Source organism: Pseudomonas sp. MYb60 (assembly GCF_002979555.1).
Classification (GTDB): domain Bacteria; phylum Pseudomonadota; class Gammaproteobacteria; order Pseudomonadales; family Pseudomonadaceae; genus Aquipseudomonas.
In genome coordinates this window covers 206,897-230,989 of record NZ_PCOZ01000007.1, presented here as the reverse complement: position 1 = coordinate 230,989, position 24,093 = coordinate 206,897, and the positions used below count along the sequence as shown (strand labels likewise).

Genomic DNA, 24,093 nt, shown 5'->3' with positions numbered 1-24,093 from the left:
TGCTCTCTCGCTTGGCTGACCGTCAGTTAAACGGAACGTTGCGAGGGCTGTAGCAATACTTGTGCCGAAAAAAAACCGCTGATAAATCAGCGGCTTGAAAAACAGGCGTCAATCATCTGCCTGTTCATCACCTTCTTTGCGGCTCATGCCGTACTTGCGCATCTTCTCCACCAGGGTGGTACGGCGGATACGCAGGCGCTCGGCGGCACGCGCGACGATGCCATTGGCGTCGTCCAGGGCCTGCTGGATCAGGCCTTGTTCGAGGTTGCCGAGGTAGTCCTTCAAGTCGAGGCCTTCAGGCGGCAGCATGGCGGTGTTGCCGAAGTCCGGCGTATGGCCGTTGATGGCGACGCGCTCTTCCATGTCGCTGCGCAGGCTGTCGAGCTGCTCGTCTTCGTCGTCGACGTAGCGGAATTTCTTCGGCAACTCGACGACACCGATCACACCGTAGGGGTGCATGATCGCCATGCGCTCCACCAGGTTGGCCAGTTCGCGGACGTTGCCCGGCCAGCCGTGGCGGCACAGCGACATGATCGCGGCGGAGTTGAAGCGGATCGAGCCGCGCTTTTCGTGCTCCATGCGCGAGATCAGTTCGTTCATCAGCAGCGGGATGTCTTCCACGCGCTCACGCAGCGGGGCCATCTCGATCGGGAAAACGTTGAGGCGGTAGTAGAGGTCTTCGCGGAAGCTGCCGACCTCGATCATGCTCTCGAGGTTCTTGTGGGTCGCTGCGATGATGCGCACGTCGACGCTCTGGGTCTTGTTGCTGCCCACGCGCTCGAAGGTGCGTTCCTGCAGCACGCGCAGCAGCTTGACCTGCATCGGCAGCGGCATGTCGCCGATTTCGTCGAGGAACAGGGTGCCGCCGTTGGCCAGTTCGAAACGCCCGGCACGGCTGGTGATCGCCCCGGTAAAGGCGCCCTTCTCGTGGCCGAACAGTTCGCTTTCCAGCAGCTCTGCCGGGATCGCCCCGCAGTTGACCGGCACGAAAGGCCCGTCGCGGCGCTTGGAATGATAATGCAGGTTGCGCGCAACCACTTCCTTGCCGGTGCCGGACTCGCCGAGGATCAGCACGCTGGCGTCGGTGTCGGCCACTTGCTGCATCATCTGGCGCACGTGCTGGATGGCACGGCTGGTGCCAACCAGGCTGCGGAACAGGTTGGGTTCACGGTGGCGACCGCGCTCACGTGCCTGGTCATACATCTCGCGATAGACCTGGGCACGGTGCAGGGAGTCGAGCAATTTGCTGTAGCTGGGCGGCATTTCCAGGGTGGACAGAACCCGGCGGCGCTGGTCTTCAGGCAGGTCGACAGAAGAAATATCGCCCATTAGCAACACCGGAAGGAACTCATCCCAGGTAGACAGTGTCTTTAACAAGCCCAGAACTGCGCCAGGAGCGTTTACCGTCCCGATCAGCACACAGATGACTTCACGGCTCGACGACAACGAGCTAACCGCCTGCTGCCAGTCATGGCTGCCGCAGGGAAGATTTTCTTCGCCAAGAAAATTCAAAATCACCGCCAAATCGCGGCGGCGGACGCTATCGTCATCAATCAGCAGAATTTTGGTTTCACGCCACATGCAATAGCAACTTCCCTAGTAAAACTTCCTGCCCCGGAATGAAGGCAATCGAGACGACCGTAGGACTTCTTACTCTATAGACGTCTGAAATCTGAAAACAGCACTAGTTAAGTCAAAAATGCTGACACAGTCAAATATATGACGCGCCGGTCGGATTAACTGCGCCCGTTCAGCCGAACAGATGGTAAACCTTTGACGCGTTTTTCGCTTGGTTGATCTGCGACATCTCTTCGAAAATCGCCTGGCGTTCACCGGTCGTCACTTCAAGCAATTGCTGGTAAACGGCCAGCAGGCTTTCCAGTTTTTCCCGCAGCGCCAGCTCATCCACCGGCGCCTCGGTGAGCACCTCGTCAATCACCGCACGACAGTCCATATCCAGCTCGCCGACGGCGTCCCAGTTGCGCTCGGCCAGCGCGCCGATCAGGGCTTCGCGGGCTTCATCGATACGTTGCAGTGCGTGGCTCATGACGTGTACCTCAAGGCGGTTGGCCTTATTGCGGAGCGATGGCATCCCAGCCACTTTTTACGGTAATCAGCAGGCGGGCGACTTCGTCGATCATGTCGGCGTCGTTCACACGGTTTGCTTCTACCAGACGGTTGCTCATGTAGTCGTACAGGGCATCCAACTGCTGCACAGAGGCAGGGTCTTGCGCTTTCTCAGGCTCGAGGCCGTCACGCAGGCCGGAGATGATCTCAATCGCCTTGCCCAGCATCAGTCCCTTCTGCCCGATATCACCACGGCTCAATGCGCCCTTGGCCTGCGCCATACGATCAAGGCCGCCTTCCATCAGCATCTGCACCAGGCGGTGCGGGCTGGCCTCGGAGACCTGGGCGTGGGAATTGACCTTCTGGTACTGGCGAAGGGCTCTCATCGGGTTCATGTTGCTACCTCGTAACTGGCCAATGTCGAATAGGTTTGCTTAACCAGTTTGTCGACCCGGTCACATAATTCTTTAATCCGCGCCAAAAGCGCCGGACCATCGGTAATGCCGCTATAGGGCGCCGGAGCGCCCCCGGTAATCACTCTTTCTTGTTGTTCAACGAATTGAGCGTGGTCATGATGCTCGAGCTGCTGGCGTTGAGCTGGGCAATCATGGTGTCCATCGCGGTGTATTTGGCCGTGAGGGACTTTTTCAGCGCTTCCATGCGGGTGTCCAGGTCGGTCGACTCGGTGGTCAACTTGCTCAACTTGTCGTTGAGGTCGGTGGCGCGCGTGGCCAAGGTACCGGTGGTGCCCACATAGCTGGCAGTGGCTTTGTTCATACGGGTGATCAGGCCGCTGTCGCCCGTGAAAAGCTTGGCGATGTCGCCTGCGCCCTTGACCACGGCCTTGTCCCACGTCTTGTCGTCCAGGCTCAAGAGGCCGGTTTTCTGATCGGTGGTGACACCCATCTGCGCCAGGCTGGAGATGCTGCCCGCCCCGCTGCCGCCGACCAACTCCGAACGCAAGCTGTTCACCAATTGACGCATCGAAGCATCGCCGGTCAACGCACCCGCAACGGTGGTGGACGCATCGCCGGTCGCGGTGACTTTGGTCTGGGCGTTGATGGCGGTCGTCAACGCGTTATAGGCGGTGACGAACGACTGCACCGAGGTCTTCAGGGTATCGGTGTTGCTGGCCACGGTGATGGTGGTCGGCTTGGTCAGATCGCCGTCCAGCAAGTCCAGGGTCACGCCACTGATAGCGGAATCGATCTTGTTGGTAGCGGACGACATTTCGACGCCATCGATGGTGTACTTGGCATTCGTCGGCGGCTTGCCCTTGTCGTAGCCGGCAACCAGCTCCGAGTCACCGCTGAGCGTAATGTCGGTGCCTTCGCCGCTGTTGGTCGACGTGAGCACCAGACGCGCACCATTGGAGTCGCTCAATACGTTGGCACTGATGCCTTGCGCAGACAACTGGGTGTTGATGGCCTCGCGCACTTCCTTGAGCGTGGCCCCACCCGCGATCACCACGTCGTAGCTCTTGCCCGACTGATTGATGGTCAGGGTCTGCGCCTCGTCGGTGCTGTTGGCTTTGCCTGAGGCGCCTTCTGCATTCGACACGGTGGTGACTTTGGACGCGGTCGCCAGGTTCGTGACCTGCAGGGTGTATTTGCCACTGGAGGCGCCATCACCCAAGGTGACCTTGACGTTTTTTTCTTCAGAAGAAGTCGCAGACAGGCCGTTGAACGCCGAGGCGCTGTTCAACTTGGTGATCGCCGCCTGGTAGGCTTCCAACGCCGTCTTGATCGAGCCGACCGCCGACAACTTGATCGTCGCGTCTTTTTGCTGACTGGTGATCTGCGCGAGCTTGGGTGCTTTTTCAGCCCCCACCAGTGCCTCGACGATACCTTGGGTGTTGTAGCCCGAACCTGGGCCGGAAATCGTTGAACTAGCCATTTGCTTATTCTCCTTGTCCTGAAGCGGCCGTTTTTTTGGCGCTCACGCGCCTATGGCGCATTCAGAAACATGTTTCGTGCCAACTCAGGCCTTGCTGTCGAACAGCAGGCTGCTGGCATCGCTCAGGTTCTGCGCCAATTTCAGCGCAGTCTCCGAAGGAAGCTGTCGAATCACTTCACCACTGTCGGTGGCGATCACCTTGACCACCACAATGCCGGTGGAGTCATCGATGGAAAAATCCAGGTTGCGCTGTGAAGCCTGCACAAACTCACGCATATCAGTAACTGCTTTTTCCAGCGCTACGCGCTGTGGCTCTTCGCTCGCAGGCGCTTCACTGTTGGCCGCAGGCTTGGCCTGGGCAGCAGGGGCGACGCTGGGCGGGGTAACGCCAGCCGGGTACGGCGTGTTCAGCTTGATGCTCATGTCCATGTCATCACCTCCAAACTGAAAAAACGGAAGGGCACGTTATTCACGCACCCTCCCGTTATTTAACCGCTACCGCCTATTACTGAAGCAGCTTCAGAACAGAGGATGGCAGTTGGTTGGCCTGGGACAGGATCGCAGTGGAAGCCTGTTGCAGGGTTTGTTGCTTGGTCAGTTCAGCAGCTTCGGAAGCGAAGTCAGCGTCTTCTACGCGGCCTTTGGCAGCGGAGGAGTTCTGCGAAATGCTCTGCAGGTTGGCTACGGTGCTGGCGAAACGGTTTTGTACGGCACCCAGCTGCGAACGCTGGCTGTCGATTTGCTGCATGGCGTCGTCCAGAGCCTGGATGGCCTGCTGCGAGGAAGCGGCAGTCAGGATGTTCAGGTCGGAAACGCTGGTCTCCATGGTGACGGCAGCTTTGGTGCCATTACCAGCAACAGTGGTCAGGCCCAGGGCTTTCAGACCGGTACCAGCGCTGCCGTCCTTGATGGTGATATCTTTGTCTGCGAACAGGCTCAGAGTACCGTCAGCGTTTTTGCTGGCCTGTACACCGGTGCTTGCGCTGTTGATCGAAGCTACAACTGCGTCAGCGGTGTCGCCCTTCTTGAACTTGACTTCTACGCCGTTGACGGAGATAGAAGTGTCGTCGGTCAATTTTGCCTGGGTGGTACCGGCAGACAGACCCAACTGCGACAGCGAACCGCTATCAGTGTTAGCCAGCTTGATGTCTGCACCGTTGCCAGAGGTCAGTTTGACACGACCTTCGGCGAAGGTAGCAGAAGCGCCAGTTGCAGCGCCGCCAGCAGCAGTGGTCAGACTGGTGAGAACGGATGCCATGGTGGCACCTTTAGCCCAAGCTACCGCAGTACCGTTCACAGTGATCGAACCGGCAGCGGTCAAGTTGCTGGTTGGGGCAACGGTAGCTGCAGCGAGGTTCAGGTTTGCCAAACCATCAGTTTTGGCAGGGACTGCGGGTGGGCCTGGGATGGCAGCGGCAGTATCACCCGCTGCAATCGTGATTGCTTTGGTCGAGCTCAGTGTCAGAACACCGTTAGCGTCGGCACTGGCAGTAACACCAGTAGTGGCGGTCTGCTTGTTGATAGCATCAACTGCAGCTGCGCCCTTGTCAGCAGGAAGGGCAGCAACGAGATTGATCGTTGTACCGTTGATTTTGATGCTATCAGTAGCCACAGTAGTGCCGACAGCAGCAGTACCAGTAGCAGTGGCTTTATCAGTGAGTACCGAACCGGTAGCGGTAGCTGCCAGACCAGTCAGCGCAGTGCTGTTAACGCTAGCTTCTTTATAGTTGCCTTTCAGCGCAGTCGAGCTGATATCAGTCATACCGAACGAGATAGTCTCGTTAGCGTTGGCGCCGATCTGGAACGCTACGTTGTTGAACGAGCCGTCCAGCAGGTTACGACCACCGAAGGTGGTGGTGCTGGCGATACGGTTCAGCTCGCCCACTTTAGCGGTGAATTCTTGCTGCAGGGAAACACGGTCAGCGTCGCTTTTATCACCGTTCGCCGCTTGCAGGGCGAGTTCACGCAGACGCTGCAGGGTGTTGGTGGATTCTTGCATTGCGCCTTCAGCGGTCTGGGCAATCGACACGCCGTTGTTGGCGTTGGCGATGGCAACGTTCAGGCCTTTGACCTGGTTGTTCAGACGGTTGGCGATCTGCATGCCGGCAGCGTCGTCTTTGGCGCTGTTGATTTTCAGGCCGGAGGACAGACGGTTCATCGACTGGCTCAGAGCGTCGGAAGCTTTGTTCAGGTTCTTCTGGACACCCAGGGAAGTGATGTTGGTGTTTACTGATAATGCCATGACGAAATCCTCGTGGTTTGGATACTGCGGCTTCCGGCCCTGGCAACCGCCGGGTGTGGCCTAGAGAACCTACGTAATAGTTATCGTCGTGGCAGGCAGTTGCTTGAGGATTTTTTTTGATTTTTTTGCTGGCGCGGTGCCACCCCTTGCAATTCAAGGGTTTAGCGTAGAGCAAAACCCCGCATTCATTGGCTTTTCTGGCGCCAAATAAAAAACGCCGATGACCTCGCGATCATCGGCGTTTTTTGTCGAGACGATTACCGCCTCATGGGCGATAGAGAATCGCCGAGCCCCACGACAGGCCCACACCAAAACCGCTGATGGCCACACGCTTCCAGGACGCGTCCATCACGTGCTTTTCCAGCAGCAGCGGAATGCTCGACGACACGGTGTTGCCGGTCTCGACCATGTCCTTGATGAACTTGTCCACCGGCGCATCTTCAAAACGACGCGCCACGGCATCGACGATGGCCGCACTGCCCTGGTGAATGCAGAAGGCATCGATCTCGTCGGCCTTGAGGTCCGACTCGTTGAGCAGTTCGTGCAAATGCGCCGGTACTTTGAGCAGGGCGAAGTTGAACACCTGGCGGCCGTTCATGAAGAACACGCCGTCGCTGACCTTCAAATGCGGCGCGCCGGAACCGTCGGTGCCGAACTTGGACTTGCCCAGCAACCAGGGAGCGTCTTCGCCCATCCACGTAGCGGTGGCGGCGTCGCCGAACAGCATGGTGGTGTTGCGGTCTTCCGGGTCGACGATCTTCGAGTACGGGTCGGCGGTGATCAGCAGGCCGTTTTTCAGGCCGGCGGCTTCCATGAAGCCTTTCATCGCGTAGATGCCGTAGACGTAGCCCGAACAGCCCAGGGAGATATCAAACGCGGCGACGTGAGTCGGCAGTCCGAGTTTGTCCTGAACGATGGCAGCCGTGTGGGGCAAACCCTCTTCGTCGCCGTTCTGGGTGACGACGATCAGCGCGTCGATGGACTCGCGCTTCAAATCCGGGTTATTGGCAAACAAAGCGTTGACCGCCTCGACACACAGATCGGAGGTTTCCTGCGCAGCTTCCTTGCGCGGCAGGAACGCCGAACCGATCTTGCCAATGATGAACTCTTCATCCTTGGCGAATTTGGCACCCTGGGCGTAGTTATCGATCCCGTCGGCCGGCACGTAACTGGCGATGCTTTTTATGCCAATCATTGTGGCTTCCCAATACTAAATAGCTGGAGATCACCCCGCGAACTGCCCCGCCGGGTGCTGACAATAAAAGGGGACGACCCCGAAAAAAACTCGTTGAAAGCCGCCCCGCAAGGACTCTGAGACGACTTATCCTTTTCACACGATACAGTGAAGATGCGCTTTATGACTCGCAGGTCACCTAATTGTGTGTGGTTTATGCAAAACCTTCAAACAATTAAGCCGCAAAAACGACAATGGCCCAGCCTGTTTCCAGGCTGGGCCATTGTCGTGCAGCGGGCCGGTTACATCTTGTTGAACAGGCTCAGCTGCGAGATTTTCACAAAAGCCAACTGAGAGGCTTGCAGCATGGTTTGCTGCAGGTTCAGGTTGATGGAGGCTTCGGCGAAATCGATATTGCCCAGCGAGTTCATGGTCGAGGTGTTCGCCAGACCAAGGCTGGTGTTTTCTTCGGCCTGGATATCGAGGATGTTCAAGCGTGCACCGATATCCCCCTGGACCTGGTCGATCTGGCTGTACGCGTTGGTCAAATTGCCGATGGACCGGGCAACCACGTCCTTGAGTTCCTTCTGCGCCGCCGGATTGCCATCCGAAGGTGTCTCGAGGGTCCTGCGCAGGCGGCTAAGGGTGTCGAGCACGTTTTCATTCTTGTTGCTGGTAGCGCCTACCAGGAACTGGTCGCCTTCTGCCGGCGCCGGTGTGGTGGTGACGCCCAGCGTGACGCCCGCCACGGTGATCGAGGTCGCGCCAGCTGCCAGGGTGTCGCTGGCGATGGCCTTGCTGTCCGCCGAATAGGGCTGCGCGTAGACGTTATAGGTACCGCCTGCGCCGAACTTGACCACCAGACCCGAGTTGGGAAAGGTGCTCGCATAAGCCGCCGGATCACTCACCGAACCACCGGTCAACTGCGCCGTGCTGGGGTTGCTCGCGGTGCGTGAAACACTGAAGGAGTCCGGCTTGAGGGCCAGGGTAAACTCGCGGTCCTTGACCAGCGCATCCGCCGGCGCGCCGGGCAACACGTCCTTGCCCAAGTCCAGGCCAATGTCGAACTTGACCCCGCGCAGGCTGATGGTCGAGCCACCCTCTTTGGTCGAGTCGAAGGTGCCGTTGCCCGGGATCTCGGAGGTGATGTCCTTGCCCGTGCCGTCAGTGACCGTGTACTGGGTGCTGCTGAGGAATTTCACGGTGTAAGGCTGGCCGTCGGCAAACTTCACATCGACGCCCGACGCAATCAGGCCCGCCGAGATCGTCACCTTGCCGTCGTCCACATCCACGAGCGGGTCAGCCAGTACACGCGTCGCTTGCGTGCGGCCAGTGTTGGAGGCTGTTTCGAGCATTTTCTTCGCGGTGTCGCCCATCGGCACCGACAGGTTTTCTGCCACCCGCAGGTTCAAGGCAGTGTCATCGCCCTGATAGGTGTAAGTACCGTCGTTGTTGCGCGAGTAAGGCGGCGTGTCGGTCTTGCTGCCGGAGAACATATAGTTGCCGCTGGCATCCTTGGTGTTGAGCAGACCCATGATCTGATCTTCCAGGGAGCCGATTTCAGCCGCCGTCGACTTGCGGTCCGCGTCGCTGATGCCGAGGTTACCCGCCTTGAGTGCCAGCTCGCTGGCCCGCTGAATGGCCGAGTTGATGTTCTTCAGCACGCTTTCTTCGCTGTAGAGCGCGTTTTTGAGCGTGTCGATATTGCCATTGTACTGGCCCAGCATGTCTTTCTGCTGCTGCAACATCAGCAAGCGCGCGGCCGCGACCGGATCATCCGCCGCCGTCTGCACGCGCACACCGCTGGAGGTCTGTTCCTGGGCCTTCACCACACCGGAATAGTTTTCCTGGTACTTGGCGGAACTGGTTTCGAAGTACTGCTGTGTAGAAATACGCATCGTCCCAGACTCCCTTAAAGGCTATTGATCAATGTGGAGAAGGTTTCCTGCGCAGCCTTGATGATCTGCGAGGACGCGGTGTAGTACTGCTGGAACTTGATCATGTCGCCCGCCTCGTCATCCAGGTTGACCCCGGACACCGAGCTGCGCGCCGATTTGTTGGCGGCCAGCAATGCACCGGTGGCCGCAACGTCAACCCCGGACTGGCTGGCCTTGGCACCCACTTGGGAAACCAGGCGGCTGTTGGCGCCGGTCAGGCTCACGCCGACGTTGCCATCGCCCAGGCCAACGGTGGCCTTGGTTTGCAGGTCGAGCAACTGCTGGGCGTTGCGCCCATCGGACTTGCCGCCACTGTTGAACGAAAACGTGGTGCTGTCACCGTCAGCCGGCGAGCCATTGACGGTGGTGTCGAAACTGAAGCCGGAGTTCGGGATCACCGCGCCGCTGGCATCCAGCTCGGGCACGTTGACCGTGATCTTGTTGCCCTGCCCCGGGATGATGGTGCCGGTACCGATCGCCTTGCCCTGGGCATTGTTGATCGTGTACGACTGGGTGCCATCGGCCGCAGGCTTGCCGAACACCATCTTGACCGGCATCAGGCCTTCGATATTGGTGCGCAACTGCGCAGTGGCAGCGCCACCATGGATGTCCAACGGCACGGTCAGGGTCGGCTGGGTAAAGGTGCCCGTGCCCGAATTGGTCTTGCCGCTTTCACCGATCAACGGACCGGCGAACGCCAGCTTGTTGGCGTCGGCCATGTCTACGCCAATCGCGCTCGCACCGGTGGCCGTCGGGCTGACCTTGTAGCTGTCGCCGAACTTCATGGTGCCCTTGCCATCGAGCGCGAGGGTGAAGCCGTCCATCGGCACTTGGTTATTCGCGGTGATGTCGAAGGTGCCCATGGCTTTGCCGTCCGAGCGCACCACGGTCACGATATTCGGGTTGTTTTCGTCGCTGAAGGTGACTTTGTAGTCCTGTGTCGTCAGCTTGCTGCTGTCGGTGATCGTCACGTTCAGGTTGCTGGCGTCGGGGTTGTTGCCCGATGCGCCCTGGCTGCGCGACGCGATGGCGGTTGCGCTGTTGATGTCCTTGAACAGCGAGATCCCGAAATCACCATTCAGGTCCAGGCCCTGGCCCAACTGGTTGTTGATGGTATCGGCCGTGGCAATCGCCAGGCGTCCCAACTCGTTGATCGCGGGCATCAGCGCATCACTGCGATAACGCAGCAGGCCACCGATACTGCCGCCGCTGATCACCGAACCGAGGTCCAGGGTAGTGCCGCTGACGCTCAGCTGGATGGTGTACTGGCTGTTGTCGGTCTTGCTCGGCACCGCAGAAATCTTGTTGGAAATGCTGCCTTCCACCAACGACTGGCCACTGCCAGTGGTGACACTGAATTGGCCGTTCTTTTCAGTGGCGGTCACCCCGATCAATTCATTCAGTGCGCGCACGGCCTCGTTGCGCGAGTCCAGCAAGTTGGCCGGCGGCGTGTTGGCCGAACCCTGGGCCTGGGCGATTTCTTTATTGAGCGACGCAATCGAGGTGGTCAATTGGTTGACCTGATCACTCATGGTGCTCAACTGACTGTTGATGGTTTCTTTTTGCTGGGTGAGCTGCGTCGACAGAGAGTTGAAACGATTGCTCAAGGTTTGTGCATTGGTGACCAGCAGTTGCCGGGCCGACAGGTCGTTGGGGTTCGACGACGCGGTCTGCAAGGTGGCAAAAAACGTGCTGAGCACTGCCGACATCCCGGTGGTGCGATCCGACAGCAGCTTGTCCACGCTGCCGATCTGGCCTTGGTACGCCGTGGCATCCGCACTCAACGACGTACTGTTCTGATACGCCGCATCCAGAAACTCGTTGTACACCCGACGCACGTCGGCCAACGTCGTGCCGCTGCCGATGAACACACCGCCATACTGGTTCGACGCATTGGCGACCTGAGCGCTCTGCTGGCGCGAGTACCCCGCCGTGTTGGCGTTGGCAATGTTGTTACTCAACACCGACAACGATCCTTGAGCGGCGTTGAGCCCTGACATCCCGATACTGAGCAAACTCATGGTTCAGACCTTATAAATGTGTGGTTGCGCCAGCGGCAGCATAATTCTGGTAACTGTCCATCGTTTTGGCGATCTGCGAAATCTTGCTGGCGTAGGCCGGGTCGGTGGCGTAACCGGCTTTCTGCAACTCGCGTACAAACTGTTCCGGGTTGTCGGCCGATTTCACCACTTCTTTATAGCGATCATTGCTTTGCAGCAAGGTCACCAGGTCGTGGAAGCTGTCTTGATAGGAATCGTAGGAACGGAACTGCGCCGTTTCCTTGACCATCGCCCCATCGCGAAACTCGCTGGTGATCGCGCGGGCCTGGCCACCCTGCCAGCTCTGGCCGGCCTTGATGCCGAACAGGTTGTGGCTGCTGCTGCCGTCTTCGGCGCGCATCACCGATTTACCCCAACCGGTTTCCAGCGCGGCCTGGGCCACCAGGTACTTCGGATCGACGCCGATGCGCGCGGCGGCCGCCTTGGCCATCGGCAGCATGGTGGCGACAAATTCGTCCTGGGAACTGAAGGCTTTTTTCGCCGGCGCCAGTGGTGGCTGGGCCACGGCGCGGCCGTAGACCTGCATGCGGTCATTGCGCACGGCCACGCTGCGCGCGGTGCTGTTGACCACGTTGTCAGCGGCGGCGCTGTTACGCAGCGGCGCAGCCTTGGCGACGCTGGTGTCGGTGCCTGGCACGATGCCGGCCAGCAGGCGGTCGGTGAGTTTGCTCGGCAGCGAGATACGGCGCTGGTTCATCAGCTCCATGTCGTTGCCGTGGGCAGCCGCCGCGCCGGCCTGGGGCTCGGCGACGCGGTAGGCCCACAGCGGGCGCTGGCCATTGGAGCGACCCAAGGGGCCCGTGGCCTGGGTGCCGGCGGCGATTTCGGTTGGCACGTCGGCCTTCTTCGTCGCTTCGGCTGCCGCCGGGCCTTGCAAGGTGGCCGCCTGGGCTTCCACCGGTTTGTTCTTTTGCATCTGGCGCATCAGCACGTCAGCCAGGCCGATGCCGCCGCCCTCGCGAGACAGCGAAACCGCCAGTTGCTGATCGTACATTTCCTGATACTGCTTGGCCGCCGGGGTGTTCAGCGGGTTGTCCTTACCGAGGGCATCGGTGGCCGAACGCATCGACTTGAGCATCTCGTTCAGGAACAGCGATTCGAACTCCTGCGCGACTTTGCGCATGTTGCCTTCGCTGTTCTTGTCGTCGCCGACCTTGAGCTGGTTAAGCCGGTTCAAGTCGGAGTAAGACCCCGAGTCCGCCGTGCTGCTTATACCGCTCTTGCGCATGTCCATGACCATGGCCTCAAATCACGATCAGGTCGGCTTGCAAGGCGCCGGCCTGTTTCAACGCTTCAAGGATCGCCATCAGGTCGCCGGGCGCTGCGCCCACCTGGTTCACCGCACGGACAATCTCATCCAGCGTGGTACCAGGGCCGAACTTGAACATCGGCTTGGCTTCCTGCTCGGCATTCACCCGCGAGCGTGGCACCACCGCCGTCTGGCCGTTGGACAAAGGCCCAGGCTGGCTGACGATGGGGTCTTCGGTGATGGTCACGGTCAGGCTGCCGTGGGTCACCGCGGCCGGCGACACCTTGACGTTCTGGCCGATCACGATGGTACCGGTACGCGAGTTGATGATGACCTTGGCGACGGCCTGGCCTGGATCGACTTCGAGGTTTTCCAGGATCGACAGGTAGTCCACGCGCTGGCTTGGGTCCAGCGGCGCGGTGACGCGGATCGAGCCGCCGTCGATGGCCTGGGCCACGCCAGGGCCGAGCATGTCGTTGATCTTGTCGACCACGCGCTTGGCGGTGGTGAAGTCCGAACGGTTGAGGTTCAAGGTCAGGCTGTTGCCCTGATTGAAGCCGCTTGGCACGGTGCGCTCCACCGTGGCGCCGCCCGGAATACGCCCGGCGGAAGGCACGTTGACCGTGATCTTCGAACCGTCGCGGCCTTCGGCGTCGAACCCGCCCACCACCAGGTTGCCCTGGGCGATGGCGTAGACGTTGCCGTCGATACCCTTGAGGGGCGTCATCAGCAAGGTGCCGCCGCGCAGGCTCTTGGAGTTACCGATGGAAGACACGGTAATGTCCACCACCTGGCCCGGCTTGGAGAACGCCGGCAGGTCGGCACTGATCGACACCGCCGCGACGTTCTTGAGCTGCACGTTGCCCGACCCCGCCGGCACCTTGATGCCGAACTGCGAGAGCATGTTGTTGAAGGTCTGCAGGGTGAACGGGGTCTGGGTGGTCTGGTCACCCGTACCGTTGAGCCCCACCACCAGGCCGTAGCCGATCAACTGGTTGGAACGCACGCCGGAGATGCTGGCGATGTCCTTGAGGCGCTCGGCCTGGGCGACGGCGCTCAAGCCCAGCAACAGTGCGGCAGCCATCAGCTGTTTGAGTGTCAAAGTGGCCACCTAGAAAGGGAACAGCGGGCTGAGGAAGAAACGGTCGAGCCAGCCTGGCTGGCTTGCATCAGCAAATGCGCCGGTACCGGAATAGGTAATGCGTGCATCGGCAATCCGCGTGGAAGGCACGGTGTTGTCCGTGGAAATATCATCGGCGCGAACCATGCCGGCAATGCGCACCAACTCGTCACCGGTGTTGAGGGTCATCCACTTCTCGCCGCGCACGGCAATGATGCCGTTGGGCAAGACGTCCGCCACCGTCACCGTGATCGAACCGGTCAGGCTGTTGCCCTGGCCCGCCGCACTCTTGCCGTCGGTGGCGCGGGTGCCGCTATAGCCGGCGTTCAGGGTCAGGTCACCATCGCTCAACGGATTATTGACGTTGGGTACCGCCCCAAACAGCGAGGTCAAGCCAAGGCTGGCGGTGCTGTTCTTGCCCACTTGGGAGTTGGCGTTCTTGCTGGCCTGGGTGCGTTCGTTCAGGGTGATGGTGATGATGTCACCGACCCGGAACGCCTTGCGGTCGCTGTACAGGTTCTGCTCAAAACCGGCCTGGTAGATCGAGCCATTGTTGGCCGCCGCCGGCAACGGCGTGCGCGGCAACACCGGCGCGTAGTACGGGTCATTGGGTTTCGGCGTCGGGGCAACGCAGCCCGCGAGCACGGCGATCCCACTCAATGCCAAGACAGAAACAAAGCGACTCATGACCCTTACCTCACGGTGTTGCAGGCGCCTCAAAAGCGCCCCATAGACTTGATTACAGATTCTGCGTAACGAACGAGAGCATCTGGTCAGCGGTGGAAATCACCTTGGAGTTCATCTCGTAGGCGCGCTGAGTGGTGATCATGTTGACCATCTCTTCAACGGTGCTCACGTTGGAGGTTTCCAGGGTGCTTTGCAGGGTGGTGCCGAAACCGTTCAGGCCCGGGGTACCGATTTGCGGCGCACCGCTGGAAGCGGTTTCCAGGAACAGGTTGTTGCCCATCGCCTGCAGGCCGGCCGGGTTGATGAAGTCGGCAGTTTGCAGGTTGCCGATCACCTGGGAGGCCGGGTTGCCGGCAACGGTGATGGACACGGTGCCGTCGTTGCCGACGGTAAAGGTCTTGGCATCTGCCGGGACCACAACGGCGGGCTCCAGGGAGAAACCGTTGGCGGTGACGATCTGGCCATTGGAGTCCAGGTGGAAAGTACCGTCACGGGTGTAGGACGTGGTCCCGTCTGGTTGCAGGATCTGGAAGAAACCACGGCCGTTGATGGCCATGTCCAGCGGCTGGCCGGTCTGTTGCAGGTTACCGGCGCTGAAGTTCTTCTGGGTGCCGACAATCGCCACACCCGTACCCAGTTGCAGGCCCGACGGCAGCTCGCTGTCCTGGGTGGACTGGGCGCCTGGCTGCTTCTTGATCTGGTAGAGCAGGTCCTGGAACTCGGCGCGGTCGCGTTTGAAACCCGTGGTCGACACGTTCGCCAGGTTGTTGGAGATAGTGGTCAGGTTGGTGTCCTGGGCGGACAGACCGGTTTTGGCAACCCATAGAGCCGGAAGCATGCTGTTCTCCTCTGTGCGCCTGTTTGTTGGCGCCGCATCACAAATTAGTTAGTGGGCTGCAATCAGCTCATCTGCATGACGCGAGTCATGGCCTGGTCGTCTTCCTTCGCGCTGTTCATCATCTTGACGTGCAGCTCGAATTGCTTGGAAAGCGCCAGCACCGCCGTCATTTCCTCTACGGCATTGACGTTGCTCGCCTGCAGGAAACCCGAGGTCAGCTTGACGTTCGCATCGGCCTGGGCCGGCTGGCCATCCTTGGTGTGGATGGCACCGTCGAGGCCCTTGGTCATGTTCTTGAGGTCGGGCTGGACCAGCTTGATACGGTCCACTTCGGCCATCACGCGCGGGCCTTCACCCATGGCGCGAATGCTGATGGTGCCGTCGGCGCCCACTTCGATTTTCTGCTGCGGCGGCACGGCGATCGGGCCACCGTTGCCCATGATCGGCATGCCGTTGCCAGCACGCAGCACGCCCAGCGCATCGACGTTCATGCTGGCGCTGCGCACATAGGCTTCGCCACCGTCCGGGGTCTGCACGGCCATCCAGCCGTCGCCGCTGACGGCAACGTCCAGGTCGCGGCCGGTTTCGATCATCGCGCCGGGGCTGAAGTCGGTGGCCGGGCGTTCGGTGAGGGCAAAGGCCCGCGCCGGAAAGCTGTCGCCAAACACCGGCATCGAACGCGCCTGCTCCAGGTCACGTTGGAAACCGTTGGTGGAAATGTTCGCCAGGTTGTTGGCATGGGCCTTCTGCGCCAGAGCATTCTGGCTGGCACCGGTCATTGCCACATAAAGGTACTTGTCCACGCTCTTTCCTCTTTCTGACGGACGCTTGCCGCCCACCGCTGTACTGATGAGGCTTAAGCAATTTGCGAACCAACTTTTTGAAATAGGGTGAAGTCCAGGCGGGGCGGGGGTTTGCCGTGAGGTGGGGTGAATTCCGGGTTGTGCGCGAGTCGAAAAAACGGCGGACTACTGCCGCCTGCGGCAAACGCAGGTCTGATGGGTGCCAAAGAACAACGGTGGGAGGGAGCAAGCCCCCTCCCACATTGGGTTATTTATCGGTCTTGAGGATTTCGTAGTCGCGCAGCTTATTGGCGATGGTGGTATGCGACACCCCCAGACGCTTGCCCATCTGCCGACTGCTGGGATGCTCGGCGTACAAGGCTTCCAGCACCGCCTTCTCGAACCGCCCGACAATTTCTTCCAGGCCACCCTCCAGCGAAAAATCGCCAAGCGGCTGACGCACGCCATAGTCCGGCAACCGGATGTGCTCGACCTTGACCGTCCCGCCGTCGCACAGCGACACCGCCTGGAACAGCACGTTTTCCAACTGCCTTACGTTGCCCGGCCAGTGGTAGTGGCTCAGGCGGTCCATGGCCGCTGGCGCCAGCCTGGGCAACGGGCAGCCGATCTGGCGACTGGCCTGATCGAGAAAGTGATCCACCAACGGCGCCAGCCCGTCGAGACATTCACGCAACGGTGGAATATGCAGCGACAACACATTGAGCCGGTGATACAGGTCCTGGCGGAATTCACCGCGGGCACACAGCTCGGATAAATCCACCTGGGTTGCGCAGATGACCCGCACATCCAGGTAGACCTCTTCATCACTGCCGACACGACGGAAGCAACCGTCCTGCAAAAAGCGCAGCAATTTCACCTGCAGCCGCGCACTCATTTCCCCTACGCCGTCGAGAAACAACGTACCGCCCGCCGTCAGTTCCAACAGCCCCAGCTTGCCCTCGGCCCGCGCGCCTTCAAATGCGCCGGGGCCGTAGCCGAACAGCTCGGTCTCGGCCATGGACTCGGGCAACCCTGCGCAATTGAGCGCCATCAACGGTGACTGCCCACGAGGACTGGCCAGGTGGCAGGCGCGTGCCAGCAACTCTTTGCCGGTGCCGGTTTCGCCTTCTATCAATAGCGGCGCATCCAACGGTGCCATGCGCCGGGCTTCGCGCACCACGGCAGCCATCACTTTGGAGCTTTGGAAGATGCTGTCGAAACCGCGCAGCTCCTGCTTGCGCACATTGTAGATGCGCTCACCGACACGGTCGGCGCGGTGCAGGGTCAGCACCGCGCCGGCCATGGCCTCGCTGTCATCGTGCTCGGAGGATTGCAGCGGCGCGATGTCCGCCAGGAATACGTCGCCCTTGACCTTGACCCGCAGGCCATTGATCCGCGACTTGCTCGCGCGCACCAATTCGGGCAAGTCGAAGTCTTCCGCGTAACGCGACAACGGGATGCCCGGCACCTCGTCAACGCGCACACCCAGCAACTGCGCCGCCGCGCGGTTGGCTGCGACGATGGAACCGCCCATGTCGATGGACAGCACCGGAAACTCCAGGGCCCCGAGCAGCGCGTTGAGCTCCATGTGCCGGCGCTCGCTGGGCATCAGCCCGACTCTTTTCACCCCAAAAACGCCGGCAATCGCCTCGAACTGCGGGCGCAGCGCCTGGAACTGCATGTTCACCAGGTTCGGACAGAACAGGTAGATGGCATTGCCATGCTCACCGCCGACCTCGCCCTTGGCGACGTTGACGCCGTACTCCACCAGCAGATTGAGAATATCCCGCAGGATGCCGATGCGGTTCTGGCAGTGCACTTTGATACGCATGAAAAAGCCCGAAAAGTGGGAAGGCGCCGCGTCTTTTTGCTGCTGGGCGCAGATAGTCGTCAAGATTATGTGACAGTTGACGGCCATTTCCCAGCCCGCCGCAACGACAAGCACGGTATGCGTAACGATAAGTTTACGAATCTGGGTGATTTTTCCCACAATAGCGCCCAGCACGCAGATGGAATCCTGCTCGCAGCGGGTTATCTATAGAGGTATCGCAGGACATAACAAGAACGAATGCCTAGCAGGAGAGCCGTATGAAGCAGACGCAATACGTGGCCCGCGAGCCCGATGCGCAAGGTTTTATCCACTATTCGCAAGAAGAGCATGCGGTGTGGAACACCCTGATCACGCGCCAGTTGAAGGTGATCGAGGGCCGCGCCTGCCAGGAATACCTGGACGGCATCGACAAGCTCGCCCTGCCCCATGACCGCATCCCGCAACTGGGCGAAATCAACCAGGTGTTGGCCGAGACCACCGGCTGGCAGGTCGCCCGCGTGCCGGCGCTGATCCCCTTCCAGACCTTTTTCGAGCTGCTCGCCAGCAAGCAGTTCCCGGTGGCGACCTTCATCCGCACCCGTGAAGAACTCGACTACCTGCAAGAGCCGGACATTTTCCACGAGATCTTCGGTCACTGCCCGCTGTTGACCAACCCATGGTTCGCCGAATTCACCCACACCTACGGCAAGCTCGGCCTCGCGGCCACCAAGGAGCAACGTGTGTACCTCGCGCGCTTGTACTGGATGACCATCGAGTTTGGCCTGGTAGACACCCCCCAAGGCCGACGCATCTACGGTGGCGGCATTCTGTCCTCGCCCAAGGAGACGGTGTACAGCCTGTCGTCCGAACCCGAGCACCAGGTGTTCGACCCGCTGGAGGCAATGCGCACACCGTATCGCATCGACATCCTGCAACCGCTGTACTTCGTGCTGCCCGACCTCAAGCGCCTGTTCGAGGTGGCCCAGGAAGACATCATGGGCATGGTCGAGCGTGGCATGCAGCTCGGCCTGCACGCGCCCAAGTTCCCACCAAAACCCAAGGCAGCATGATCCTCACGTTTTGATGCCAGGTGAGTCTGTTCCCTGGCCCCGCGTTGCTTTAGGGTAACGCCACTGACCTTCATCTACTCGAATTCAGGACACCTTCACATGACCACCTTGAACCAAGCCCACTGCGAAGCCTGCCGCGCCGATGCCCCGCAAGTCAGCGATGAAGAGCTGCCGGTACTGATCAAGCAGATTCCCGACTGGAACATCGAAGTGCGCGACGGCGTGATGCAGTTGGAAAAGGTTTTCCTGTTCAAGAATTTCAAGTTCGCCCTGGCCTTCACCAACGCCATGGGTGAAATCTCCGAAGCCGAAGGCCATCACCCGGGCCTGCTCACCGAATGGGGCAAGGTCACCGTGACCTGGTGGAGCCACTCCATCAAAGGCCTGCACCGCAACGACTTCATCATGGCCGCACGCACCGACGACGTGGCCAAGGACGCCGAGGGCCGCAAGTAATGCATTTCGATGCGATTGGCCGCGTACCCGGCGACCCCATCCTGGGCCTGATGGACCTTTACGCCCAGGACACCAACCCGAACAAGTTCGACCTCGGCGTGGGCGTCTACAAGGACGACCAGGGCCTGACGCCGATTCCTCATTCAGTGAAGCTGGCCGAACAGCGTCTGGTGGACACGCAAGCCACCAAGACCTACATCGGCGGCCACGGCAATGCCGCCTTTGGCACGCTGGTCAGCCAACTGGTGCTCGGCGCTGACTCCGCCCTGCTCCACGAACGCCGCGCCGGCGCCACCCAGACGCCGGGCGGCACCGGTGCCCTGCGCCTGAGCGCCGACTTCATCGCCCACAGCCTGCCGGGCCGTGGCGTATGGCTGAGCAACCCGACCTGGCCGATCCACGAAAGCATCTTCGCCAAGGCCGGGCTCAAGGTCAGCCACTACCCCTACGTCGGCGCGGACAACCGCCTGGACGTATCGGCGATGCTGGCGACCCTCGCCACGGTGCCCCAAGGCGATGTGGTCCTGCTGCACGCGTGCTGCCACAACCCGACCGGCTTCGACCTGTCACAGGACGATTGGCGCCAGGTCTTGCAGATCGTCCGCGAGCGCCAGCTCCTGCCGCTGATCGACTTCGCCTACCAAGGCTTTGGCGATGGCCTGGAGCAGGACGCCTGGGCGGTGCGCCTGTTTGCCGCCCAATTGCCGGAAGTGCTGGTGACGAGTTCCTGCTCGAAGAACTTCGGTCTCTACAGCGACCGCGTCGGCGCGTTGATCGTGTGCGCAGCGGACGCCGAGAAGCTGACGGATGTGCGCAGCCAACTGGCCAATATCGCGCGCAACCTGTGGTCGACACCACCGGATCATGGTGCTGCCGTCGTCGCGACCATCCTCGGCGATACGGCGCTGAAAACCTTGTGGAGTGATGAAGTCGAGGCCATGCGCTCGCGGATTGCGCACTTGCGCTCCGGGCTGGTCGAGGCATTGGCGCCCCACGGATTGGCTGAGCGGTTTGCGCACATTGGCGAACAACGCGGGATGTTTTCCTACACCGGCTTGAGTGCCGAGCAGGTCAAGCAACTGCGGGAGAAACACAGCGTGTACATGGTGAGTTCAGGGCGGGCGAACGTGGCGGGGATTGATGCGACACGCCTTACATTCCTCGCAGCTGCAATAGCCGACGTCTCCAACTGAAGGAGCCGGGGTAAAATGTGGGAGGGGCAAGCTCCTCCCACATTCAAACGGAGTTGCCCTTTAGACCGTGGCCATTTCAGCCTTCAGCAGTGCCTCTTTTGCCTGCGCATCCGCCAGCCGATACAACTCGATACTGCCATCCCAGTGCTCGATCAACGCCGTGCACGACTCCACCCAATCCCCACAGTTGAGGTAGTCCACCTCGCCCACCTTACGAATCTCCGCGTGGTGGATGTGCCCGCACACCACCCCATGCAGTTCACGCTTGGTGACTTCATGCGCGATGGCCTCTTCAAAATCGCTGATGAAGCTCACGGCGGTCTTCACCTTGTGCTTGAGGTAAGCCGACAGCGACCAATAGCCATAACCGTAACGCGCCCGCCAGTGGTTCAGCCAACGGTTCAAGGTCAGGGTGAATTCGTAGGCCGAGTCGCCGAGAAACGCCAGCCAGCGGTGATAACGGGTGATCACATCGAACTGGTCGCCGTGGATCACCAACAGGTGCCGACCATCGGCGGTCACATGCACCGCCTCGTCCACCAGCTGGATATTGCCCAGGATCAGCTTGGAATAACGGCGCAGGAATTCGTCGTGGTTACCGGTCACGTAGATCACCTCGGTGCCGCGCTTGGCCATGGTCAGCAAGCGCCGGATCACGTTGGTGTGAGCCTGGGGCCAATACATGCCGCCGCGCAGTTTCCAGCCGTCGATGATGTCGCCCACCAGGTAGACTTTGTCGGCGTGGTAGCCCTTGAGGAATTGAGACAAATGTTCGGCCTGGCAATCCCGGGTGCCCAGGTGCACATCGGAAATCCATAGGGTACGAACTCGCTGCTTGCGGCTGGGCTTGGTGAACTCGGCACGGGTCATGGGCATCCCTCGACGCTGTTTTCGCGAGCTTGCGCCACCGCGATTAATAGCCCATGACAGCGGTGCGTCAGTCTGATGACAGCGCCGGACGCCCAAGAAGCGTTGTAGACTGCCACAGCCTGCCCAGGAGACCGCGATGAGACCGATCCTCACGCTACGCCATTACACCCAAGCGCCCATCGTCCACAGCCATGACCACGCACAGCTGGTATTCGGCCTGTCCGGGCACCTGGACTTCGAGGTCGAAGGCGTCGGCAGCCAAGTGCGGGAAAGCAGCGTGATGGTGCTGCCCTACGCTGCCCATCACGCATGCGACAGCCGCGACGGGAGCCGCTGCCTGGTGCTGGATGTGCCCAATGAGCACTGGGTGCTGCAATCGCTCGGCGAGCATGCGGACGCGAGCCGGCGCCTGCTGGATCAACCGGCGCGCCTGACGCTGGATGCGCGCCAGCACCAGCTCGTGCAATGGTTGGCCCACAGCCCGGTGAACGATCCGCTGATCGTGCAACAAGGTGCCGTGCTGTTGCTGGCCAGCCTCAACGCGCCCACATCTCTACCACTGCCGGGCAGACGCCTGCCCTACGCCGAATTCGACGCGCACATCCAGCGCCACGTCGCGCACCCGCTGCAGGTGGCCGACCTGGCGCGTATCGCCGAGCTGTCGGTGGCGCGCCTGCACGCACGGTTCATGAGCGAATGCGGGCAGACACCGATGGACTACATCCGCAGCCGGCGCCTGCACCGGGCCCTGGAGCTGTTGCGCACCACCGCGCTGGCCATCGGCGAAATCGCCGAACGCGTCGGCTATGGCTCGCAAAGCGCATTTGCCGCCGCGATGCTGCGGGAGTTTGGCGCCTCGCCTGGAGCATTGCGGCGCGCCGTGTAGGAAGAGTCTGGCGATAAACAGCGCGAGCCGCACGACAGACACCGGCACACCCGACCCTCTAGACTGGGTGCTTGTCACTCCTGTTGAAACAAGGATCGCAATGACTCCCCGCTCAGCCCTTGGCGCCCTGCACATCGGCGCATTGATGTTTGGCCTCACCGGTGTATTCGGCAAACTGGCGGCCGCCTCGCCGGCCATCATCGTATTCGGTCGCGCCGCATTCGCCGTGCTGGCCCTTGCGGTGTTCGCGCGCTTTGCCAGCAACGCCCCCTGGAAAACACTCGAACGCCGCGACTGGCAACGCTTGCTCGTCAGCGGCGTGTTGCTGGCGGCGCACTGGGTGACGTTCTTCATTGCGGTGAAGGTCGGCGGCGTGGCTGTCGCGACGCTCGGGTTCGCGGCGTTCCCGGCGTTTACCGTGATTCTGGAAGGGCTGATCTTCCGCGAGCGCATCCGTGCCAACGAAGGGGTGCTGGTGGTATTGGTCAGCATCGGCCTGGTGCTGGTCACCCCCGACTTCAATCTCGCCAGTGAAGCCACCGGCGGCCTGCTCTGGGGGATTGCCTCAGGGCTGCTGTTCTCGCTGCTGTCGCTGAACAACCGCGCCAGCTCCGGGCGCATTCCTGCGGTGCAGGCAGCGCTGTGCCAGAACGTGATCGTGGCGGCACTGCTGTTGCCCGTCGCCGCACCAGGACTGGCAGAGGTGCGCGCCCTCGACTGGCTGTGGATCGGCCTGCTGGGCGTGTTCTGCACCGGGCTGGCCCACAGCCTGTTTGTCGCCAGCCTTGCGGTGATCAAGGCGCGCACCGCCTCGGTGGTGTTTGCCATGGAACCGGTCTACGGCATCACCATGGCTTGGCTGCTGTTCGCCGAAACCCCGACCTTGCGCATGCTGCTGGGGGGCGCGCTGATCATCGTCGCCATCGTGCTTTCAGGCCTGATGGGCGGCGCCAGTCAAGCCAAACAGCCGGCGGCCACGGCCTGATCTATACTCCGGCGATCCGCAACAGTCTGTCGTCGTTCAACGGATAAAGACTTCTCGACGACAGCCGTGACGTTTGAAGTTGCTGCAAGCGAGTGGTCACTCCATTAACGCTATGCAGGGGTTTCATCATGGAAATGTTCATCAACCTACTGGTACAAATCGTCAGCGGTGCGGTCGGCGGCAATGTGGCCGGCATGACCAAGCAGACCCTCGGCACCGGGCTCAATACCCTCATGGGTGGCATTGGCGGCCTGGTGCTGGGGCAGATACTTGCGTACTTCACCGGCACGTCAGGCGCCGCGGCGCTGGATGTGGCGACGGTCGGTACCAACATCGCCGGTGGCGGCCTGGGCGGCCTGGTACTGACGTGGCTCATCGGGTTCATCAAGCAAAAGATGTCTGTGTAACAGCAGCCCGGTTACCCCCCGTCATGGGGGGTGACCTTCACTGCGTCCGGTCGTTGTGACCCAGGTCGCGTTGTGGGTCGATCTGGTCGCGCACACGCTGCTTGAGCACCTTGGCCTCCGGAAAACCCCCGTCGGCCTTGCGCTCCCAGATCTGCACGCCATCGCAAGTGATACGAAATGCACCGCCGGTTGCGGGCTCCAATGACACTTTGCCCACGTCATCGCTGAAGGTGCTCAACAGCTCCTGGGCCAGCCACGCCGCGCGCAGCAGCCACTGGCATTGGGTGCAATAGGTGATGACGATCTCGGGTTTGCTGGCGGACATAATTTGAGAGGCTCCTGGCATAACGGGCTTGGCGGCTCG

General features: G+C 60.8%; 23 protein-coding genes. 6 read left to right on the top strand and 17 right to left on the bottom strand.

Annotated features, from left to right (window positions below):
* Nucleotides 1-108: 108 nt before the first annotated feature.
* From CQ041_RS14440 to CQ041_RS14370, 15 genes are all read right to left on the bottom strand, one after another.
* The gene (locus CQ041_RS14440) at nucleotides 109-1,581 is read right to left on the bottom strand and encodes a sigma-54 dependent transcriptional regulator (RefSeq protein ID WP_105523131.1); all 1,473 of its coding nucleotides are present in this window, start codon (nucleotides 1,579-1,581) and stop codon (nucleotides 109-111) included.
* Between the two features lie 169 nt (nucleotides 1,582-1,750).
* The gene (locus CQ041_RS14435) at nucleotides 1,751-2,047 is read right to left on the bottom strand and encodes a flagellar protein FliT (RefSeq protein WP_105523130.1); all 297 of its coding nucleotides are present in this window, start codon (nucleotides 2,045-2,047) and stop codon (nucleotides 1,751-1,753) included.
* A gap of 25 nt (nucleotides 2,048-2,072) precedes the next feature.
* Entirely contained in the window at nucleotides 2,073-2,462 is a 390-nt protein-coding gene (fliS, locus tag CQ041_RS14430; RefSeq protein WP_105523129.1) for a flagellar export chaperone FliS, read from the bottom strand.
* A gap of 139 nt (nucleotides 2,463-2,601) precedes the next feature.
* Nucleotides 2,602-3,963, bottom strand: coding sequence for a flagellar filament capping protein FliD (gene fliD, locus CQ041_RS14425; protein WP_105523128.1), 1,362 nt, complete (start codon nucleotides 3,961-3,963; stop codon nucleotides 2,602-2,604).
* Nucleotides 3,964-4,047: 84 nt separating this feature from the next.
* Nucleotides 4,048-4,392, bottom strand: coding sequence for a flagellar protein FlaG (locus CQ041_RS14420; protein WP_105523127.1), 345 nt, complete (start codon nucleotides 4,390-4,392; stop codon nucleotides 4,048-4,050).
* A 76-nt stretch (nucleotides 4,393-4,468) separates the two neighbouring features.
* Complete coding sequence (locus tag CQ041_RS14415) at nucleotides 4,469-6,205, bottom strand: flagellin (protein ID WP_105523126.1); 1,737 nt, start codon at nucleotides 6,203-6,205, stop codon at nucleotides 4,469-4,471.
* A 265-nt stretch (nucleotides 6,206-6,470) separates the two neighbouring features.
* The gene (locus tag CQ041_RS14410; RefSeq protein ID WP_033900741.1) at nucleotides 6,471-7,400 is read right to left on the bottom strand and encodes a ketoacyl-ACP synthase III; all 930 of its coding nucleotides are present in this window, start codon (nucleotides 7,398-7,400) and stop codon (nucleotides 6,471-6,473) included.
* A gap of 281 nt (nucleotides 7,401-7,681) precedes the next feature.
* Entirely contained in the window at nucleotides 7,682-9,277 is a 1,596-nt protein-coding gene (locus tag CQ041_RS14405; protein ID WP_105523125.1) for a flagellar hook-associated protein 3, read from the bottom strand.
* A 14-nt stretch (nucleotides 9,278-9,291) separates the two neighbouring features.
* Nucleotides 9,292-11,337, bottom strand: a complete 2,046-nt coding sequence (flgK, locus tag CQ041_RS14400; RefSeq protein WP_105523124.1) for a flagellar hook-associated protein FlgK — start codon at nucleotides 11,335-11,337, stop codon at nucleotides 9,292-9,294.
* A 10-nt stretch (nucleotides 11,338-11,347) separates the two neighbouring features.
* Nucleotides 11,348-12,616: a flagellar assembly peptidoglycan hydrolase FlgJ gene (flgJ, locus tag CQ041_RS14395; protein ID WP_105523123.1), complete on the bottom strand. Its 1,269-nt coding sequence runs from the start codon at nucleotides 12,614-12,616 to the stop codon at nucleotides 11,348-11,350.
* Nucleotides 12,617-12,620: 4 nt separating this feature from the next.
* The gene (locus tag CQ041_RS14390) at nucleotides 12,621-13,709 is read right to left on the bottom strand and encodes a flagellar basal body P-ring protein FlgI (protein WP_163001906.1); all 1,089 of its coding nucleotides are present in this window, start codon (nucleotides 13,707-13,709) and stop codon (nucleotides 12,621-12,623) included.
* Nucleotides 13,710-13,736: 27 nt separating this feature from the next.
* Entirely contained in the window at nucleotides 13,737-14,432 is a 696-nt protein-coding gene (gene flgH / locus CQ041_RS14385) for a flagellar basal body L-ring protein FlgH (RefSeq protein WP_105523121.1), read from the bottom strand.
* Between the two features lie 52 nt (nucleotides 14,433-14,484).
* Nucleotides 14,485-15,270, bottom strand: coding sequence for a flagellar basal-body rod protein FlgG (flgG, locus tag CQ041_RS14380; protein WP_105523120.1), 786 nt, complete (start codon nucleotides 15,268-15,270; stop codon nucleotides 14,485-14,487).
* A 62-nt stretch (nucleotides 15,271-15,332) separates the two neighbouring features.
* Nucleotides 15,333-16,073: a flagellar basal body rod protein FlgF gene (locus tag CQ041_RS14375; RefSeq protein WP_105523119.1), complete on the bottom strand. Its 741-nt coding sequence runs from the start codon at nucleotides 16,071-16,073 to the stop codon at nucleotides 15,333-15,335.
* Nucleotides 16,074-16,320: 247 nt separating this feature from the next.
* Complete coding sequence (locus CQ041_RS14370; RefSeq protein WP_105523244.1) at nucleotides 16,321-17,883, bottom strand: sigma-54-dependent transcriptional regulator; 1,563 nt, start codon at nucleotides 17,881-17,883, stop codon at nucleotides 16,321-16,323.
* Between the two features lie 257 nt (nucleotides 17,884-18,140).
* On the opposite strand from CQ041_RS14370, the gene phhA reads away from it, so the two are divergent.
* The 3 genes from phhA to CQ041_RS14355 all read left to right on the top strand — a co-directional run bounded on the left by phhA (nucleotide 18,141) and on the right by CQ041_RS14355 (nucleotide 20,581).
* Nucleotides 18,141-18,932, top strand: coding sequence for a phenylalanine 4-monooxygenase (gene phhA, locus CQ041_RS14365; protein WP_105523118.1), 792 nt, complete (start codon nucleotides 18,141-18,143; stop codon nucleotides 18,930-18,932).
* Between the two features lie 99 nt (nucleotides 18,933-19,031).
* Nucleotides 19,032-19,388 carry a 4a-hydroxytetrahydrobiopterin dehydratase gene (locus CQ041_RS14360; RefSeq protein WP_105523117.1) on the top strand — a complete coding sequence of 119 codons (357 nt, stop codon included), beginning with the start codon at nucleotides 19,032-19,034 and terminating at the stop codon, nucleotides 19,386-19,388.
* Nucleotides 19,388-20,581 (top strand): amino acid aminotransferase, encoded by a 1,194-nt coding sequence (locus CQ041_RS14355; protein WP_105523116.1) that lies wholly within the window; start codon nucleotides 19,388-19,390, stop codon nucleotides 20,579-20,581. Before CQ041_RS14360 ends, CQ041_RS14355 begins: the two co-directional genes overlap by 1 nt.
* A 60-nt stretch (nucleotides 20,582-20,641) precedes the next feature.
* On the opposite strand, the gene CQ041_RS14350 is transcribed toward CQ041_RS14355, so the two are convergent.
* Nucleotides 20,642-21,451 carry a UDP-2,3-diacylglucosamine diphosphatase gene (locus tag CQ041_RS14350; RefSeq protein WP_105523115.1) on the bottom strand — a complete coding sequence of 270 codons (810 nt, stop codon included), beginning with the start codon at nucleotides 21,449-21,451 and terminating at the stop codon, nucleotides 20,642-20,644.
* A gap of 136 nt (nucleotides 21,452-21,587) precedes the next feature.
* Between CQ041_RS14350 and CQ041_RS14345 the strand changes: the two genes are divergently transcribed.
* The 3 genes from CQ041_RS14345 to CQ041_RS14335 all read left to right on the top strand — a co-directional run bounded on the left by CQ041_RS14345 (nucleotide 21,588) and on the right by CQ041_RS14335 (nucleotide 23,729).
* On the top strand, nucleotides 21,588-22,337 hold the full coding sequence (locus CQ041_RS14345) for an AraC family transcriptional regulator (RefSeq protein WP_105523114.1): 750 nt from the start codon (nucleotides 21,588-21,590) through the stop codon (nucleotides 22,335-22,337).
* Between the two features lie 100 nt (nucleotides 22,338-22,437).
* Entirely contained in the window at nucleotides 22,438-23,322 is an 885-nt protein-coding gene (locus CQ041_RS14340; RefSeq protein ID WP_105523113.1) for a DMT family transporter, read from the top strand.
* 128 nt (nucleotides 23,323-23,450) lie between these two features.
* Nucleotides 23,451-23,729, top strand: a complete 279-nt coding sequence (locus CQ041_RS14335; protein ID WP_105523112.1) for a hypothetical protein — start codon at nucleotides 23,451-23,453, stop codon at nucleotides 23,727-23,729.
* Nucleotides 23,730-23,766: 37 nt separating this feature from the next.
* On the opposite strand, the gene CQ041_RS14330 is transcribed toward CQ041_RS14335, so the two are convergent.
* The gene (locus tag CQ041_RS14330; RefSeq protein ID WP_105523111.1) at nucleotides 23,767-24,054 is read right to left on the bottom strand and encodes a SelT/SelW/SelH family protein; all 288 of its coding nucleotides are present in this window, start codon (nucleotides 24,052-24,054) and stop codon (nucleotides 23,767-23,769) included.
* Nucleotides 24,055-24,093 lie beyond the last annotated feature (39 nt).

Excerpts from the sequence above, each read along its gene's own strand:
- CQ041_RS14440 (WP_105523131.1), bottom strand. The coding sequence starts at position 1,581 with ATGTGGCGTGAAACCAAAATTCTGCTGATTGATGACGATAGCGTCCGC.
- CQ041_RS14435 (WP_105523130.1), bottom strand. The coding sequence starts at position 2,047 with ATGAGCCACGCACTGCAACGTATCGATGAAGCCCGCGAAGCCCTGATC.
- fliS (WP_105523129.1), bottom strand. The coding sequence starts at position 2,462 with ATGAACCCGATGAGAGCCCTTCGCCAGTACCAGAAGGTCAATTCCCAC.
- fliD (WP_105523128.1), bottom strand. The coding sequence starts at position 3,963 with ATGGCTAGTTCAACGATTTCCGGCCCAGGTTCGGGCTACAACACCCAA.
- CQ041_RS14420 (WP_105523127.1), bottom strand. The coding sequence starts at position 4,392 with ATGGACATGAGCATCAAGCTGAACACGCCGTACCCGGCTGGCGTTACC.
- CQ041_RS14415 (WP_105523126.1), bottom strand. The coding sequence starts at position 6,205 with ATGGCATTATCAGTAAACACCAACATCACTTCCCTGGGTGTCCAGAAG.
- CQ041_RS14410 (WP_033900741.1), bottom strand. The coding sequence starts at position 7,400 with ATGATTGGCATAAAAAGCATCGCCAGTTACGTGCCGGCCGACGGGATC.
- CQ041_RS14405 (WP_105523125.1), bottom strand. The coding sequence starts at position 9,277 with ATGCGTATTTCTACACAGCAGTACTTCGAAACCAGTTCCGCCAAGTAC.
- flgK (WP_105523124.1), bottom strand. The coding sequence starts at position 11,337 with ATGAGTTTGCTCAGTATCGGGATGTCAGGGCTCAACGCCGCTCAAGGA.
- flgJ (WP_105523123.1), bottom strand. The coding sequence starts at position 12,616 with ATGGTCATGGACATGCGCAAGAGCGGTATAAGCAGCACGGCGGACTCG.
- CQ041_RS14390 (WP_163001906.1), bottom strand. The coding sequence starts at position 13,709 with ATGGCTGCCGCACTGTTGCTGGGCTTGAGCGCCGTCGCCCAGGCCGAG.
- flgH (WP_105523121.1), bottom strand. The coding sequence starts at position 14,432 with ATGAGTCGCTTTGTTTCTGTCTTGGCATTGAGTGGGATCGCCGTGCTC.
- flgG (WP_105523120.1), bottom strand. The coding sequence starts at position 15,270 with ATGCTTCCGGCTCTATGGGTTGCCAAAACCGGTCTGTCCGCCCAGGAC.
- CQ041_RS14370 (WP_105523244.1), bottom strand. The coding sequence starts at position 17,883 with ATGCGTATCAAAGTGCACTGCCAGAACCGCATCGGCATCCTGCGGGAT.
- phhA (WP_105523118.1), top strand. The coding sequence starts at position 18,141 with ATGAAGCAGACGCAATACGTGGCCCGCGAGCCCGATGCGCAAGGTTTT.
- CQ041_RS14360 (WP_105523117.1), top strand. The coding sequence starts at position 19,032 with ATGACCACCTTGAACCAAGCCCACTGCGAAGCCTGCCGCGCCGATGCC.
- CQ041_RS14355 (WP_105523116.1), top strand. The coding sequence starts at position 19,388 with ATGCATTTCGATGCGATTGGCCGCGTACCCGGCGACCCCATCCTGGGC.
- CQ041_RS14350 (WP_105523115.1), bottom strand. The coding sequence starts at position 21,451 with ATGACCCGTGCCGAGTTCACCAAGCCCAGCCGCAAGCAGCGAGTTCGT.
- CQ041_RS14345 (WP_105523114.1), top strand. The coding sequence starts at position 21,588 with ATGAGACCGATCCTCACGCTACGCCATTACACCCAAGCGCCCATCGTC.
- CQ041_RS14340 (WP_105523113.1), top strand. The coding sequence starts at position 22,438 with ATGACTCCCCGCTCAGCCCTTGGCGCCCTGCACATCGGCGCATTGATG.
- CQ041_RS14335 (WP_105523112.1), top strand. The coding sequence starts at position 23,451 with ATGGAAATGTTCATCAACCTACTGGTACAAATCGTCAGCGGTGCGGTC.
- CQ041_RS14330 (WP_105523111.1), bottom strand. The coding sequence starts at position 24,054 with ATGTCCGCCAGCAAACCCGAGATCGTCATCACCTATTGCACCCAATGC.